Origin of the sequence: Microcoleus sp. PH2017_28_MFU_U_A (assembly GCF_020738035.1) — a bacterium.
GTDB lineage: Bacteria > Cyanobacteriota > Cyanobacteriia > Cyanobacteriales > Microcoleaceae > Microcoleus.
Genome location: NZ_JAEQCX010000166.1, coordinates 1 through 14,050, shown reverse-complemented (window position 1 = coordinate 14,050; position 14,050 = coordinate 1). Strand labels below are relative to the sequence as shown.

Below are 14,050 nucleotides of genomic sequence, written 5' to 3'. Positions count from 1 at the left end.
AAACTGTGGTCGTCGGCGCCGTTGGGTTGTGTACCGCCGCAATTGCGACGGTTCCTTCAGAAGAGTAGTTCGCTACGGCTACTGGTAAAGTTTAGTGCTCTGAATTCAGCTCTATAACTTTTGATCGAGAAAGCACCCATAACTTTATGGGTGCTTTTTGCTGATTGGGTAGTTGGTGATGAGTAATCTTCTTTATGCTCTACCATTATTCATTTTGCAAAATGTTAAAGAACATCCCTTTGATCGGCAAAATGCCATTATTCGGACAAGTTAACAGGTTTAAGAAATATCAGGTTGTACTCCAGCAGAGCGAAGAAGACTGCGGGGCGGCTTGTTTGGCTTCGATCGCCAAATTTTACGGACAGAATTTTACCATTAGCCGTTTGCGAGAATCTGCGGGTACAGGCCAAAAGGGGACAACTCTGCTGGGCTTGAAACAAGGCGCTGAGGCGGTGGGCTTTAATGCTCGATCGGTGCGAGCAGCGGCTGCTATTTTAGACAAAATTGACGAAGCACCTTTACCGGCTATTATTCACTGGAGCGGGTACCACTGGGTTGTTTTGTACGGAAAGCAGGGCGACAAATATGCGATCGGCGATCCGGCTGTCGGTATGCGCTATATTTCCAAAGAAGAATTAGCAGCAGGTTGGACAGATTGGCTGTGCTTGCTTGTAGACCCAGATCCCGATCGATTTTTTGCCGAAGCAGACGGCCAACCGCCCGCCAATTCGTTACAAAAATGGATGCGCCGGGTTTGGATTTACCGCCAGCTTTTAATGGAAGCACTGTTGATGAATGTGGTGTTGGGTTTGCTGTCGATTGCTTCACCTTTTCTCGTACAACTGCTCACCGACGACATTCTGGTGCGGGGCGACACGCAACTTTTGGCAAGTGTGGCGATCGCAGTTATAGTTATGAACCTATTTAGCAGCAGTTTAGGATTAGTACAGTCGAACTTAATTGCTCAATTTTCCCAGCGTTTAGAGTTGGGATTGGTCATGGAATTCGGGCGTAAATTCCTGCGATTGCCTTTAAGCTTTTACGAAACCAGACGCAGCGGCGAAATCGTCAGTAGATTACAAGATATCCAAGAAATCAATAAATTAGTTTCTCAATTTGCGATCAGCTTGCCCAGTCAATTTTTTATAGCTGTAGTTTCTTTTATTTTCATGTTATTTTACAGCAAAGAACTGACGCTGGCAGCTACAGTCATCGCTTTGTTCATGACTGCCTCTACAGTAGTTTTTCTGCCCGTATTGCAGCAAAAAACGCGGAATTTATTTGTACTGGAAGCAGAAACTCAAGGCGTTTTAGTAGAAACCTTTAAAGGCGCGCTGACTGTGAAAACTACTAGCAGCGCCCAGCAACTTTGGGAAGAATTTCAAGGTCGCTTCGGTCGCTTAGCGAGTCTTACTTTTCGTACCACACAAATCGGCATTCTCAATAATATCTTTTCTGGCTTTGTTGCTTCAGCGGGCAGCATTACCCTGCTGTGGTTGGGCAGCGGGTTGGTGATTGACAAGGCATTGAGTATCGGTCAGTTGCTAGCATTTATTAGCATGAATCAAAACGTTACTACTTGGGTGACTTCCTTGGTCGAATGTACTGATGAAATGGCTCGCGTGCAGACAGCAACTCAACGGCTTTCGGAAGTCATAGACGCTGAGCCAGAAAGTAAAAGCGATATTAATAAACCTGTGGTAACGCTTCAAGGCGGCGACGAAATTGTTTGTAAGAGTGTGAATTTTCACTACCCAGGCAGACTTGACTTGTTGGAAAATTTTTCTGTGACGTTTCCGGGCGGTCACGCAATTGCTTTAATCGGTTATTCTGGTTGTGGAAAAAGTACGCTAGCTAAGGTAATTGCTGGTCTGTATCCGCTGCAATCTGGTAATGTGAGAATTGGCGGTTACAATTTGCAAGATTTGTCTCTCGATTGTCTCAGACAGCAGGTGGTTCTTGTTCCCCAAGAAGCTCATTTCTGGAGCCGTTCGATTCTCGATAATTTTCAGTTGGGGAGTCCCGATGCCACTTTTGAACAGATTGTGAAAGCTTGCAAAATTGCCGGGGCGGATGAATTTATAAGCCAATTACCGGATAAATATCAAACTGTTTTAGGGGAGTTTGGGGCGAATATTTCGGGGGGACAAAGACAGAGATTGGCGATCGCCCGTGCCATTCTCAATAACCCGCCCGTGTTGATTCTAGACGAGTCTACCGCAGGGCTAGATCCCGCCAGCGAAGCGGAAGTCTTGGAAAATTTGTTGATGTACCGGCAGGGGAAAACTACGATTTTTATCAGTCACAGGCCCCGAGTGATCGATCGCGCCGATTGGATTATCATGTTAGAACGCGGTCGGTTGAAACTGCAAGGATCTGCTGCAAAATTGCGATCGATTCCTGGAGATCATTTAGAGTTTTTGGAACCTTAGACAAAATTGCAAAAATAATTAGGACGGGCTAGAAGCCCATCCCACAATAAAAAAAATTGCTATGATTGTGGAACGGGCATCTTGCCCGCCCAATCTATGATTGTGGAACGGGCATCTTGCCCGCCCAATCTATGATTGTGGAACGGGCATCTTGCCCGTCCAATCTATGATTGTGGAACGGGCATCTTGCCCGCCCAATCTATGATTGTGGAACGGGCATCTTGCCCGTCCAGCTATTGTTGCAATCTTGTCTAATGCACCCGACAAACTAGGGGAATCGCCTCCTGATTTTCCAACACCAAACCGTACTCCAAACCCTCAACAACCGCCTGACAAGAAGCATCCAAAATATTACCAGAAACCCCAACCGTCGTCCAACGATCGTGGCCGTTACTAAACTCAACAAACACGCGAGTTTTAGCCGAAGTTCCCGCACCAGAATCCAGAATTCGCACCTTGTAATCTGTCAGATAAAAATGCGCTATCGCCGGATAAAAATTCACCAAAGCTTTCCGCAAAGCCGCATCCAAAGCCGAAACCGGGCCGTTTCCTTCCGCACATTCCAGAATAATTGTACCATTTACTGACAATTTCACAGTTGCCAAAGCGGTACAATCTTCGCCAACCTTATCGCAGTGAACTTGAAATCCATGAATTTCAAACCACCGCTGCCGCTTTTCCAAAGCTTCCCGCATCAACAATTCAAAAGACGCCTCAGCACCCTCAAATTGATATCCCTGACTTTCCAAATCTTTCAACTTTTCCAGAATTTGGCGGCAAGCAGGATTTTTGCGATCGAGTTCAATACCAAAAGTCTTAGCCTTCGCCAAAACATTACTCAAACCCGATTGATCCGAAATCACAATTCGCCGGATGTTGCCGATTTTTTCCGGTTCCAAGTGTTCGTAAGTTAACGGATTTTTTTCAACCGCCGATACGTGAATTCCGCCCTTGTGAGCAAAAGCCGAAAGGCCAACAAAAGGAGCGTGATCGTCGGGAGCAAGATTAACAATTTCGCTGACGGAGCGACTGACTTGAGTTAATTTCGCTAATTGCTCATCTTGAATGCAATCATAACCCAACTTGAGCTGAAAATTAGGAATCAAGGAACACAAATTAGCATTACCGCAGCGTTCGCCATAACCGTTAATAGTTCCCTGTACCATCGTCACCCCTTCCCGCACACCAGCCAGAGCATTAGCAACGGCAACTCCAGAGTCGTTGTGAGTGTGAATTCCTAACTGTAAAGATTGAGTTAGTTCAGTTCCTAAAGCCGCTAAAACATCACGCACAACTTGACTAACTTCGTCAGGCAAAGTACCGCCGTTGGTATCGCAAAGCACCAGCCATTCTGCACCAGCATCCGCCGCTGCCATTAAAGTTTTAATCGCATACTCGGGATTGTGTTTGTAGCCGTCAAACCAGTGTTCGGCATCGTAAATAACGCGCCTTCCCTGACTCCGTAAATATTCAATAGTATCTCGAATCATCGCCAGATTTTCTTCTAACGTCGTCTTCAAACTTTCAATTACGTGCAAATCCCACGACTTGCCAAACAGCGTTACCCAGCGAGTCCCCGCAGACAAGATAGGCTGCAACATTTCATCATTGGCTGCCGTTTTTCCCGGTCGTCTGGTCGAACAAAAAGCGACAACTTCTGCTTGAATTAATGGCTGTTCTTTGAGCCGCCAAAAAAATTGTACGTCTTTAGGATTTGCTCCCGGCCAGCCACCTTCAATAAACGGAATTCCTAAACTGTCTAACTGTCGAGCAATTCGCACTTTGTCTTCGAGAGATAAGCAGAGTCCCTCGCACTGAGCGCCGTCTCGCAGCGTGGTATCGTAGATCCAGAGCCGATTTTTCATGGGAATTCTCAATTCTCAATTGGTAATATATCACTTATCATATTAGATGAAATTATTTGAAATAAATGCGATAATATATAGGAAAATTAACATAAATCTAATCGGGGTAAATTACTGTGGTTAAGGTACAAGCGCAAGGAAAAACATTTGAGTGCGATCGCGGATCGAATCTCCGTGAAGTCTTGCTCAAAAACGGCATCGATCTCTACAACGGCAACGCTAAAGTCATCAACTGCCACGGTTTGGGGACTTGTGGCACCTGTGCCGTCACCATCGAGGGCGAAGTTTCCGAGTCCGAGTGGCGTGAAAAAGCGCGACTTTCGATTCCTCCCCATTCTCCCGCATCAAACCGCCGTTTGTCCTGCCAGACTAAGGTTTTGGGCGATATTAAGGTGACAAAATATGATGGTTTTTGGGGCCAGGGCTCGGAAACTGTATGGAAACCTCAAGGATAGATTTTTGGTGCAGGAAGGCTGATAAGCTGTAGTGCATTTAGATTGCATATTTTGGGTGGTGCTGCGAAGCCCACCCCACAAGAAAATATGTAAGACTTGCCCCAAAATTCTAACTGTAAGGTGCGAACACCAGCACCTTACCCTCAAGAAGGCCCCGAGGTAAAAAAGCCAGACAGTCCATAGAAAAGTCAATGAATTCATCTCAAGATATTCTGATTATTGGTGGCGGAATTATCGGCCTTTCCCTAGCAGTTGAACTGAAATTGCGAGGGGCATCTGTCGCTGTTCTTACCGCCGATTCTCCACAACCGACGGCCCGGGCTGCTGCCGGAATGCTCGCTCCCCAAGCGGAACGAATTCCCCCCAGTCCGATGCTGGATTTGTGCTTGCAAAGTCGCGCGCTGTATCCTTCCTGGGTGGAACGCCTGGAAGAGATTACGGGGTTGAAAACGGGGTATTGGCGATCGGGAATTCTCGCACCAGTTTGTCAAAACGATCCTCAACAACAGCCGCTATTGTCAAACCTTAACTCTCATTGGTTAGACAGAGATACTGTTCGCCAGCACCAGTTTGGATTGGGTGAAGAAGTAATCGGTGGTTGGTGGTATCCTGACGACGCTCAAGTGGACAACCGCGCTTTATTTCGGACGCTACAGAGCGCAACCAAAGAATTGCAAATTGAGATTATTCAAGATACTGCAAAGGAAATTATTCGGCATGGAAACCGAGTTTTTGGCGTAGAAACAACGGCAAGAAAATTGCAAGCTGACCGTTATGTTTTGGCGGCAGGGCCTTGGTGTGAGAAGTTATTGAATGTTCCGGTTTTTCCCAGAAAGGGGCAAATGCTGTCAGTGTGCGTACCAAAAGATTGTGCAGTTATGCAGCCATTGCAAACAGTTTTATTCGGGACTGGCATTTATATTGTGCCGCGTCAAGATGGCAGAATTATTATTGGTGCAACTAGCGAGAATGTGGATTTTACCCCTGGAAATACCCCAGCGGGAATCCAAAGTTTGCTAGCAGGAGCGATTAAGTTATATCCCGAATTGCAGAATTATCCGATTCTAGAGTTTTGGTGGGGATTTCGGCCTGCTACGACGGATGAGTTGCCGATTTTGGGCGCTTCTGCTTGGGATAATTTGACATTGGCAACTGGGCATTATCGCAATGGCATTTTGTTGGCTCCGGTGACTGCTAAGTTGTTGGCTGATTTGATGTTAAATCGAAAGTTAGATCCGTTGTTGGCTGCTTTTAATTATGCGAGGTTTGCATTTTCCTGACATTCGGTTTAATCGTTCGGACTTTAGTCCTCTCTTTATAAAGATAAATGAAGCAGGACTAAAGCCCTTACTACGAACTTAATTTTGGCGTAAGTCCAAATTAGTTAGATTCCGTTTTTTTGGGTAGGTTCAATTCCCTGCATTTAAGCGCAGCCAAATCGTAAGCATTTTGGTAATCTTTACCGCCTAACATCACATCGCCGTAATATTCATAGGGTTGATTTCCGTAAACCGGCAGGGGATCGTCTTCTGGATAATCTTCTTTTGATTCGTCTAGAATTGCTTTGAGTTTCTTGACGCTCAATCGCTGGGCGGGGAAGTAATGAATGTCTTGAGCATTGAAGCCAAGATGCGGAAAAGTTGGGTCAACAATGCGCTCGTTGAGTTCAATCCAGCTATACTCGATGGGTTTGTAAGGCGCTCCGGGTGCAGCTAAAAAGCCTTGAACGTAGATTGCGCCTTCGGTGGTTAATGCTGCTTTGGAAGCGTTATCAAAGCAGTTTTTACGGTTGCTTTTAATGCGAGTGGCGATTTCAATAGAAAGCGTCTCGTCTAACAGTTCGCTCATGATTTATTCTAGTTGCGCGTGCGACTAAATTGTAGCAAGTCGGAGCTGCGATCGCAAAAAACGAACGATCGCCAATCACGATCGCTCCTCAAATTCCCGTTTCCACGAGTCGAGCCAAAATCCTCTGCGGTGGTGGATGTTGTGTCACATTTGGGTTTCGGGGGCGGTTTGTCAAAGGCGTAAGCGGGGGTGATACGCGCCGAAAAGTCGATCGCCCGCATCAACTTCCCGGCGGATCGCAAGATTTGGGAGTCGCCGAATGTTTGAGAGTGCGATCGAGTTATCTATTTAGCAAAGTGGCTAAATGCTGCACGGATGGCGATGAACCACACCATCAGGGTTGAGAATAGGTAGAGGTAGAAGCGCAGCAGGATTAGATTGAATGTACAATGAACGATGCTGTGCAAAGCGCGAAAGCCAACGAAGATCCAAGCCGCATTCACATAAACTGCATCTACCTGGTTCGTGATGAAAAGGTATAGCACCAGCGCATAAAACAGGACGGGAATCTCGAACAAATTCTTGAAGTTATCGGACGGATTTGATACCTCTGGTGGCGAGATTTGTGCCAGCATACCAGGTACAGCCAGCTCCTTCGGGGCGAGCTTTGTATTGTTGAGGAAAGTGATACGGCGGATGTAGAGATAAACCCAGACTACCAGTGTCACAAACACCATTGCAAAGAAGGGACTAAAAATTGCATTTTGCATCGTTTTTACCTATAAAACTCAATTGTTCTGAAGATGGGCGGGCGATAAAATGCGCCCTACGCTATGTACAAGAATTGAAGAAACAAAGACTAAGGTAAATCCAATCAGAGGATGGAGTACCTCTAGGTGAAAAGGAGTGTTGAGATGAATGGTCAAAAATTGTAGTCCCAGCAGTACGGGTAGACTTGCGGTGAGACGTTGTATTTGAGGTGAGAATCGAGTCAGCAGCGACCATCCCAGTAATAATAATGACAGCCCGCTATATCCTCGGACTAGCCAAACATGAATATCCCACCATGCAGGATTGACAAAGTAAGCGAATCCAACCGTTAACAATTGAGCAATCAAGCAGAGGTTAAAGACGACTGAAGTCGCATAAAAGCCGATCGGCATCCAACGCATGGGAGTGCGATCGCGCTCAATTTCCGAATTGATGGTCATGTCACGTTATTTTTGATACTTTTGATAATATAAGCTGAGTAATTCAGCAGTCATAGACCCCGATCGGGTACACTTTTCGCTATCACGACGATGACAAATTCCTTACAGCATTTATTTGAAGCAATCAATCAAGTCAAGAATGAACAAGATCTGCGATCGCAAGTCGTGCCGCAAATCGGCGAGTATTTTGCCGCTAAGCGATCGGGAGTCTTTTTCTTTGACCAACTGCCTTTGTTAGATAAAAAATTTCATAAAACCCTGGAAATTGCACTATCGATCGAATATAATCCTATTGCGCGTTATCTAGTTGAGCGCCATGCTCCAGTCCACGAAGCACTGGTAGCATCACCCAAAGTTTGGACGATGATTTGTCCTCGCCCCGATCATTGGCACGTGATGGCGGGCCCGATTGTAAGTTGCGGTCAATTAGTGGGTGTATTCGGTTGCACTCGCGAACAGTCAATGTCTGCTTTTGATGCACAAAATTTAGCAGATTTGAGTGGAATTTGTTTGCACTTATCTGTCTGGAGTGCAACAATGCGATCGCCATACCAGCCTTTCAAAACCAATCGCTTAACGCCTCGTGAATTGGAAATTGCCGAGTTGGTGGCTTTGGGACGAACTAACGCCGAAATTGGGACTGAACTTTGGATTACTGAAAATTCTGTGAAGCAAGCTCTGAAGCGAATGTTCCGCAAGCTTGAGGTTTCATCCCGCGCGCAGATGGTGGCACAACTTTCTGCTACAAAATACGAGCCTAGTGTCAAGCAGTCTGTATCAAATTTGGTGCTCAACGGCGATCGATAACATTTTGCTTGCGCCCTCACCGATTAGCCAACCGTATAGTAGTATGGTATTATTTGATTTTCTGTCAATCACCTGCAATCTAAACTATATTCTCAGCTAAGCACTTATCCACACTACAGACATACTGAATGAAAAGCGCGATCAAAAAGTCGGATTTTGTGCTATCTCCTTACATGAAGAGCAACAATTTCAAAGCTACATACCAACTACTCAATACAGTCATCCCCTATACATTTTTATGGTTTTTAGCATTTAAAGCTGCTGCCATTTCTGTATGGCTGCTGCCACCGATCATCGTGTTGATGACACTCTTTTCAGGACGTTGTTTCTCCTTGATGCACGATTGCGGACACTATTCTCTGTTTAGTTCCAAAAAAGTCAATCGCACAGTGGGTTTTCTGCTAGGTATCATCAATGCAATTCCTCAGTACCCCTGGTCTAGGGGACACGCTTACCATCACAAAAATAATGGTAATTGGGATATGTACCGAGGCCCTTCGGCGTTGATTTCCACCGAAAAGTTTGCGGCACTCAGTCCATTTAACCAAAAGATATATCAGTTGCTCAGACACCCGCTGATGCTGTTTCCTGGTGGCTTTTTCTACCTGATTATCAAACCAAGACTCGCGCTAATATTGGGAATTGCTGGTTTTGTCAGACATACTTTTGATTGTCTCAATCAAGATTTAGGTATGGGTTTATCTAGAATAATTGCTTCCTACAAATCCAAACACTGGTATACGACGGCTGAGTTTTGGGATTTACTCTTCAACAATATTTGTGTGGTGGGTAGCTGGCTTTATCTGGGTAACTTACTTGGGTTTGGGTTTTTCTGGAGTGTTTACTCAATTGTGATGACTTGTTCGGCGGCGATATTTATCTGCATCTTCTTTGTGCAGCACAATTTTGAGGGTTCCTACGCTCACAAGACAGAGGGCTGGGACTATCTGCTTGGTGCGATCGAAGGTAGCAGTTATCTAAAATTACCAACTATTCTCAATTGGTTTTCGGCTGATATTGCTTACCACAATATTCATCATCTGTCTGAGCGAATTCCTAATTACAATCTTCGGGCGTGTCACAATGCTAATTTGCACCTGCTTGGTAATTCAAGAATCCTGACAATTCGCGAGATTCCTGATTGTTTTAAGTTCATTCTTTGGGATGCTGCTTCAGATAGTCTGCAATCGATCGCATCATTTAGACAACAAGTAGAAATAATTTGATTCCCGTACTATGCAACCCAACGATCGGCTTTTCGGGGAAGCTGTCAACTGTCAACTGTCAACTGTCAACTGCTATACATTCTGCTCTGGAAAGAAGGTAAAAAAATGAATTTATTTGTTGTTGTACTTGGAGTTTTGTTTGTACTGCTGGCGATCGCCCTTCTGATCTATTTAATCACGGCTCGCCCTTATCAATCATCGGACTCCGTGGCCAATTCCTACGACGAATGGACGGAAGACGGGATTCTCGAATTTTATTGGGGCGAGCACATCCACTTGGGCCATTACGGTGCGCCGCCACAACGCAAAGATTTCCTCGCAGCCAAATCGGATTTTGTGCATGAAATGGTGCGCTGGGGAGGCTTGGATAAATTACCTGCCGGCACTACAGTCTTAGATGTTGGCTGTGGAATTGGCGGTAGCAGCCGCATTCTGGCGCAGGATTATAAGTTTGCTGTCACGGGAATTACGATCAGCCCGCAGCAAGTTAAACGCGCTCAAGAATTAACTTCCCCAGAGCTCGATTTGCAGTTTCGGGTGGATGATGCTATGGCGCTGTCGTTTCCAGATGCGAGTTTTGATGTGGTTTGGTCGATCGAAGCTGGGCCGCATATGCCAGATAAAGCCGTGTTTGCGAAAGAGTTGATGAGAGTCGTCAAGCCCGGTGGCGTGCTGGTTGTGGCTGACTGGAATCAAAGGGACGATCGCAAAATCCCGCTCAATTTCTGGGAGAAACCAGTAATGCAGCAACTGCTGGATCAATGGTCGCATCCGGCTTTTTCAAGCATCGAGGGCTTTTCAGAACTTTTAGAAGCAACGGGGTTTGTGGAGGGCGCTGTAACCACCGCAGATTGGACGCAAGAAACCCTTCCTTCCTGGATAGATTCTATCTGGCAAGGTATAGCTAGACCGGCCGGATTAGTGCGTTTTGGTGTATCGGGTTTCATCAAGTCTCTGCGAGAAGTACCGACTCTTTTACTAATGCGATTAGCATTTGGTGCGGGGCTTTGCCGCTTTGGAATGTTCCGCGCACTGCGAGCAAATTCGGTAGAAAGAAGACTGGCGGTTGAAACCGCGTCTACACAGGCAAAACCCGCCTCCGCGGGTTGAAGATATTGCAATTAAAATTACGTGGGCTAGAAAGAAGACTGGCGGTTGAAACCGCGTCTAGACAGACAAAACCAGCCTCCGCGGGTTAAAGATATTGCAATTAAAATTACGTGGGCTAGAAAGAAGACTGGCGGTTGAAACCGCGGCTAGACAGACAAAACCCGCCTCCGCGGGTTGAAGATATTGCAATTAAAATTACGTTATTCTCTTCAGTCTCGCGTTGCGCGGACTTCGTTTGTGTAGACGCGGTTTCAACCGCCGTCTAGCGGTTTCAACCGCCGTCTTATCTTAGAGATAATTTGAATATGAGCTAGATCATAGAAAGCTTTGGAACAATTTGGCAAACTGAGAGTAAGGTTAAATAGGAGGTCAATTTTATGACCAATATTGCTCTCAATTTTAAGACTGCACCGGGGCATGAAGTGCTGGCGGCGGCTGGCAAGAAAATGCTGAGGCCGGGGGGAAAAGTTGCTACGGAAATGTTGTTTGAATGGGCGGATTTTCAAGCGGGCGAAACTGTTTTAGAGTTGGCTGCTAGTTTTGGATATAGTTCGATCGCCCTTGCGGAACGTTTTGGCGTTAAAGTAGTGGGAGTTGAGAAGAATCCCGACAGTGTGGCGCGCGCTCGTGCTAATGTTGCAGCAGCGGGTTTGGGCGATCGAGTCCAAATTGTCGAAGCAGATATTTTTCACTTGGATCGGATTTCCCAAGAGTTTGATTGGGTGTTGGCTGAAGCTATCCTGACGATGCAGTCAGGGTGGGGGAAAGCTAAAATTATATCGGGAATTTGCGATCGGCTAAAACCGGGCGGCAAGTTTCTTTCTCACGAACTTTTAGCTAGAAACCGAGAATCAGAAATTCACAAAGCTTTGTCGGAAGTGATTCGGGCTAATTCAACGCCTTTGTCTGAGTCTGGCCCGATTGCTGTTTGCCAAAACGCGGGTTTGCAAGTAGAAAAGTGTCAAACTGGGGCGATGGGACTCCTCAACTTGCCGCGAATGGTTGAAGACGAAGGTTTTGTGGGTACTGTGCGGATTTTGTGGAATATTTTAAGTAAATCGCAAATTCGCGATCGTATTTTAGCAATGCGTCAAGTTTTCCAAAAGTACGATCGCGATTTAGACTACATCATCCTTTGTGCAACAAAACAATATTAAGGGATTCAAAAATCATGACTGCTACTCTTTTACCGTTAGAATCTTCCGCAATCCAACTCCGAGAAGCAATTGAATATCCCGCCGCCGGAGTGCTGAGCAAAATTTTAGTAAAGGACAATAATTGCCAGTATACCCTACTTTGTCTGGCTGCTGGTAGCGAGGTTTCCGAACACTCTTCGCCGCGCAATGCCACAGTTAATGTAGTCGAAGGAAAGGGAATTTTGACTTTGGAAGGTAAGGATATTGTCTTGGAATCGGGGGTGTTTGTATTCATGCCCGCTCGCGCTCCCCACGCTTTGAAAGCTGAAGAAAACTTGGCGTTTATTTTGACATTTTCGGAGTAAAATAATACTGTCAATTCTGATTAATTTCAAGAAACTAGCATTATTATTTTATTTGAAAATCAACCTCTCGATCCCCCTAGCCCCCCTTAAGAAGTAGGGTGGTTTTATTGTGAGGATAGGAAATATAAAAATACCAACAGTATCGCTCAAAGGTTGGCTCGCGCTTGGGCCAAGGTACGTAGTTGCGCTCTTAGCGTCTTTCCTAATATTATAAAGAGCGCTGAAGCGCAACTACGTACCTAATTTTTCTGACGACAATAAAACCGCCCTGCCTAGCCCCCCTTAAGAAGGGGGGGACAAGAGCATCAAAGTCGCCACAACGATTCGGGGAACCGAAGTTTTCTTCAAAGTCCCCCTTCTTAAGGGGGATTTAGGGGGATCAAAACTTAGCGATAAACCTACCGAATCAATGTACTTCTTCCCTTCATTAATCTATGTCTTCTCCAGAGGCGATCGCCTCCAGTTGTTTCCAATCCAACACAGTAATTTTTCCGCCTCGACTGTAAGATATAACTGGCTTGAGTTTCTTAAACAACCGCACGCATTCTTCGTAGGTGATGCCAATACTGCGAGCAATTTGATAGTAGGGAAAACGTTTTTCTAAACATACACTATTATCCACAATCTTCGTACCTTGCTCGATGCCAAAGTAATGAATGAATCTCGCCAGCCGCACGATCGCCCTTTCCGACACCAAACCGTGTACAGTCTCGTGCAGTTGCTGCAACCGCTGGTTAAAAACCGCCAATATTCGCAAAGCAATCTCAGGATTTTGCCGAATTGCTGCTAGCAAAAATTCCCGTTCTGTGGTAAGAACTTGCACGTCAGTTTCTGCCGTCACCGTTGCCGACGCAACTCCGTTACCCAGCAAAGCAGGTGCGGCAAAAATATCTCCCTGAAATAAAGTACGCAAAATTGTTTCTTTGCCCGCCGCCGCTGTTTTTGCTACCCGCAGCGAACCGCTCAAAAGCGTGTATAATTTTTCGGGGATGCGATCGCCCTCATACATCACAACTTCTCCCTGTCGGTAACTCCGAATTGCTGTATGTTCTTGCAGTTGCTCTAAATCAGTTCGGTTTAAGCTGGCAAATATCCCAATTTGGGCCAGTTGCTCAACGGTTGCTTTCATAAATTTAACTTGAGCCGGAGTCCATTCAGAGTATCATAGCGGTGAATTCAGAATATATCGAGGCTAGCAGAGCTAGTACCTAGCTAGCGATTAAATAGACAAGGTAGTACACTTGTAGACAAATCTACGATGTACCTGTTCAAACCCTGGGCGATTCCCAAAAAACCTTGGATTGTCAGTAAAGATACTCGCTTGCGCTGGGATGTTTCGGGGAAGTTACCAGCCAAACCTACCCTGTCGGGCGATCGGTGAAATACAGTATTGAGGTCGAACAATGCTTTTATCCATCAAAACAAAGTTAAAACTAAACAAGAGTCAGACAACTGTCATGAGCAAACACGCTGGAATAGCAAGGTTTACTTATAACTGGGGATTGGCTACTTGGTGTTACCTTTATCAAGATGGATTGAAGCCCAATAAATACCTGCTCAAGAAATTCTTTAACAATCATGTAAAGCCTGAGTTTACATGGATTAAAGAAGCGGGAATTTGCCAGAAGATAACTCAATATGCTTTCGACAATCTT

General features: G+C 45.6%; 16 protein-coding genes. 10 read left to right on the top strand and 6 right to left on the bottom strand.

Going from position 1 to position 14,050, the window contains the following annotated elements:
- Positions 1-221 precede the first annotated feature (221 nt).
- On the top strand, positions 222-2,432 hold the full coding sequence (locus JGK14_RS31875; protein WP_325315915.1) for a peptidase domain-containing ABC transporter: 2,211 nt from the start codon (positions 222-224) through the stop codon (positions 2,430-2,432).
- A gap of 251 nt (positions 2,433-2,683) precedes the next feature.
- On the opposite strand, the gene cimA is transcribed toward JGK14_RS31875, so the two are convergent.
- Positions 2,684-4,297: a citramalate synthase gene (gene cimA / locus JGK14_RS31870; RefSeq protein ID WP_293186815.1), complete on the bottom strand. Its 1,614-nt coding sequence runs from the start codon at positions 4,295-4,297 to the stop codon at positions 2,684-2,686.
- A 116-nt stretch (positions 4,298-4,413) separates the two neighbouring features.
- Between cimA and JGK14_RS31865 the strand changes: the two genes are divergently transcribed.
- Together JGK14_RS31865 and thiO are read left to right on the top strand one after the other, a co-directional pair.
- Positions 4,414-4,752: a 2Fe-2S iron-sulfur cluster-binding protein gene (locus tag JGK14_RS31865; RefSeq protein WP_293186814.1), complete on the top strand. Its 339-nt coding sequence runs from the start codon at positions 4,414-4,416 to the stop codon at positions 4,750-4,752.
- 191 nt (positions 4,753-4,943) lie between these two features.
- Entirely contained in the window at positions 4,944-6,032 is a 1,089-nt protein-coding gene (gene thiO / locus JGK14_RS31860; RefSeq protein WP_293193584.1) for a glycine oxidase ThiO, read from the top strand.
- 100 nt (positions 6,033-6,132) lie between these two features.
- Here the strand turns inward: thiO and JGK14_RS31855 are convergent, their stop codons facing one another.
- From JGK14_RS31855 to JGK14_RS31840, 4 genes are read right to left on the bottom strand one after another with little or no spacing between them, the layout of a single operon-like run.
- Positions 6,133-6,600 carry a hypothetical protein gene (locus tag JGK14_RS31855; RefSeq protein ID WP_293193586.1) on the bottom strand — a complete coding sequence of 156 codons (468 nt, stop codon included), beginning with the start codon at positions 6,598-6,600 and terminating at the stop codon, positions 6,133-6,135.
- A gap of 8 nt (positions 6,601-6,608) precedes the next feature.
- Positions 6,609-6,842 carry a hypothetical protein gene (locus JGK14_RS31850; RefSeq protein ID WP_293226568.1) on the bottom strand — a complete coding sequence of 78 codons (234 nt, stop codon included), beginning with the start codon at positions 6,840-6,842 and terminating at the stop codon, positions 6,609-6,611.
- 42 nt (positions 6,843-6,884) lie between these two features.
- Positions 6,885-7,310, bottom strand: coding sequence for an MAPEG family protein (locus tag JGK14_RS31845; RefSeq protein WP_293186811.1), 426 nt, complete (start codon positions 7,308-7,310; stop codon positions 6,885-6,887).
- Positions 7,311-7,328: 18 nt separating this feature from the next.
- Complete coding sequence (locus JGK14_RS31840; protein ID WP_293186810.1) at positions 7,329-7,751, bottom strand: DUF6220 domain-containing protein; 423 nt, start codon at positions 7,749-7,751, stop codon at positions 7,329-7,331.
- A gap of 90 nt (positions 7,752-7,841) precedes the next feature.
- On the opposite strand from JGK14_RS31840, the gene JGK14_RS31835 reads away from it, so the two are divergent.
- The 5 genes from JGK14_RS31835 to JGK14_RS31815 all read left to right on the top strand — a co-directional run bounded on the left by JGK14_RS31835 (position 7,842) and on the right by JGK14_RS31815 (position 12,395).
- The gene (locus JGK14_RS31835) at positions 7,842-8,558 is read left to right on the top strand and encodes a LuxR C-terminal-related transcriptional regulator (RefSeq protein WP_293186809.1); all 717 of its coding nucleotides are present in this window, start codon (positions 7,842-7,844) and stop codon (positions 8,556-8,558) included.
- 128 nt (positions 8,559-8,686) lie between these two features.
- Complete coding sequence (locus tag JGK14_RS31830; RefSeq protein WP_293186808.1) at positions 8,687-9,784, top strand: fatty acid desaturase; 1,098 nt, start codon at positions 8,687-8,689, stop codon at positions 9,782-9,784.
- Positions 9,785-9,889: 105 nt separating this feature from the next.
- On the top strand, positions 9,890-10,894 hold the full coding sequence (locus tag JGK14_RS31825) for a methyltransferase domain-containing protein (RefSeq protein WP_325315914.1): 1,005 nt from the start codon (positions 9,890-9,892) through the stop codon (positions 10,892-10,894).
- Positions 10,895-11,271: 377 nt separating this feature from the next.
- A complete protein-coding gene (locus JGK14_RS31820) occupies positions 11,272-12,051 on the top strand; it encodes an SAM-dependent methyltransferase (RefSeq protein ID WP_293186806.1) in 780 nt (259 codons plus the stop codon).
- A gap of 14 nt (positions 12,052-12,065) precedes the next feature.
- On the top strand, positions 12,066-12,395 hold the full coding sequence (locus JGK14_RS31815) for a cupin domain-containing protein (protein WP_293318073.1): 330 nt from the start codon (positions 12,066-12,068) through the stop codon (positions 12,393-12,395).
- A 427-nt stretch (positions 12,396-12,822) separates the two neighbouring features.
- On the opposite strand, the gene JGK14_RS31810 is transcribed toward JGK14_RS31815, so the two are convergent.
- On the bottom strand, positions 12,823-13,524 hold the full coding sequence (locus tag JGK14_RS31810; RefSeq protein WP_293208711.1) for a Crp/Fnr family transcriptional regulator: 702 nt from the start codon (positions 13,522-13,524) through the stop codon (positions 12,823-12,825).
- A 129-nt stretch (positions 13,525-13,653) separates the two neighbouring features.
- Here JGK14_RS31810 and JGK14_RS31805 point away from each other — a divergent pair, with 129 nt between their 5' ends.
- A complete protein-coding gene (locus JGK14_RS31805) occupies positions 13,654-13,776 on the top strand; it encodes a hypothetical protein (protein ID WP_293186803.1) in 123 nt (40 codons plus the stop codon).
- Between the two features lie 22 nt (positions 13,777-13,798).
- A partial coding sequence (locus JGK14_RS31800; protein WP_293214354.1) for a helix-turn-helix domain-containing protein occupies positions 13,799-14,050 on the top strand: 252 nt, incomplete at its 3' end.

What these genes read in the sequence shown, in the direction of transcription:
- JGK14_RS31815 (WP_293318073.1), top strand. Translation starts at nt 12,066, where the DNA reads ATGACTGCTACTCTTTTACCGTTAGAATCTTCCGCAATCCAACTCCGA.
- JGK14_RS31840 (WP_293186810.1), bottom strand. Translation starts at nt 7,751, where the DNA reads ATGACCATCAATTCGGAAATTGAGCGCGATCGCACTCCCATGCGTTGG.
- JGK14_RS31830 (WP_293186808.1), top strand. Translation starts at nt 8,687, where the DNA reads ATGAAAAGCGCGATCAAAAAGTCGGATTTTGTGCTATCTCCTTACATG.
- JGK14_RS31835 (WP_293186809.1), top strand. Translation starts at nt 7,842, where the DNA reads ATGACAAATTCCTTACAGCATTTATTTGAAGCAATCAATCAAGTCAAG.
- JGK14_RS31810 (WP_293208711.1), bottom strand. Translation starts at nt 13,524, where the DNA reads ATGAAAGCAACCGTTGAGCAACTGGCCCAAATTGGGATATTTGCCAGC.
- JGK14_RS31875 (WP_325315915.1), top strand. Translation starts at nt 222, where the DNA reads ATGTTAAAGAACATCCCTTTGATCGGCAAAATGCCATTATTCGGACAA.
- JGK14_RS31855 (WP_293193586.1), bottom strand. Translation starts at nt 6,600, where the DNA reads ATGAGCGAACTGTTAGACGAGACGCTTTCTATTGAAATCGCCACTCGC.
- JGK14_RS31820 (WP_293186806.1), top strand. Translation starts at nt 11,272, where the DNA reads ATGACCAATATTGCTCTCAATTTTAAGACTGCACCGGGGCATGAAGTG.
- JGK14_RS31825 (WP_325315914.1), top strand. Translation starts at nt 9,890, where the DNA reads ATGAATTTATTTGTTGTTGTACTTGGAGTTTTGTTTGTACTGCTGGCG.
- thiO (WP_293193584.1), top strand. Translation starts at nt 4,944, where the DNA reads ATGAATTCATCTCAAGATATTCTGATTATTGGTGGCGGAATTATCGGC.
- cimA (WP_293186815.1), bottom strand. Translation starts at nt 4,297, where the DNA reads ATGAAAAATCGGCTCTGGATCTACGATACCACGCTGCGAGACGGCGCT.
- JGK14_RS31845 (WP_293186811.1), bottom strand. Translation starts at nt 7,310, where the DNA reads ATGCAAAATGCAATTTTTAGTCCCTTCTTTGCAATGGTGTTTGTGACA.
- JGK14_RS31805 (WP_293186803.1), top strand. Translation starts at nt 13,654, where the DNA reads ATGTACCTGTTCAAACCCTGGGCGATTCCCAAAAAACCTTGGATTGTC.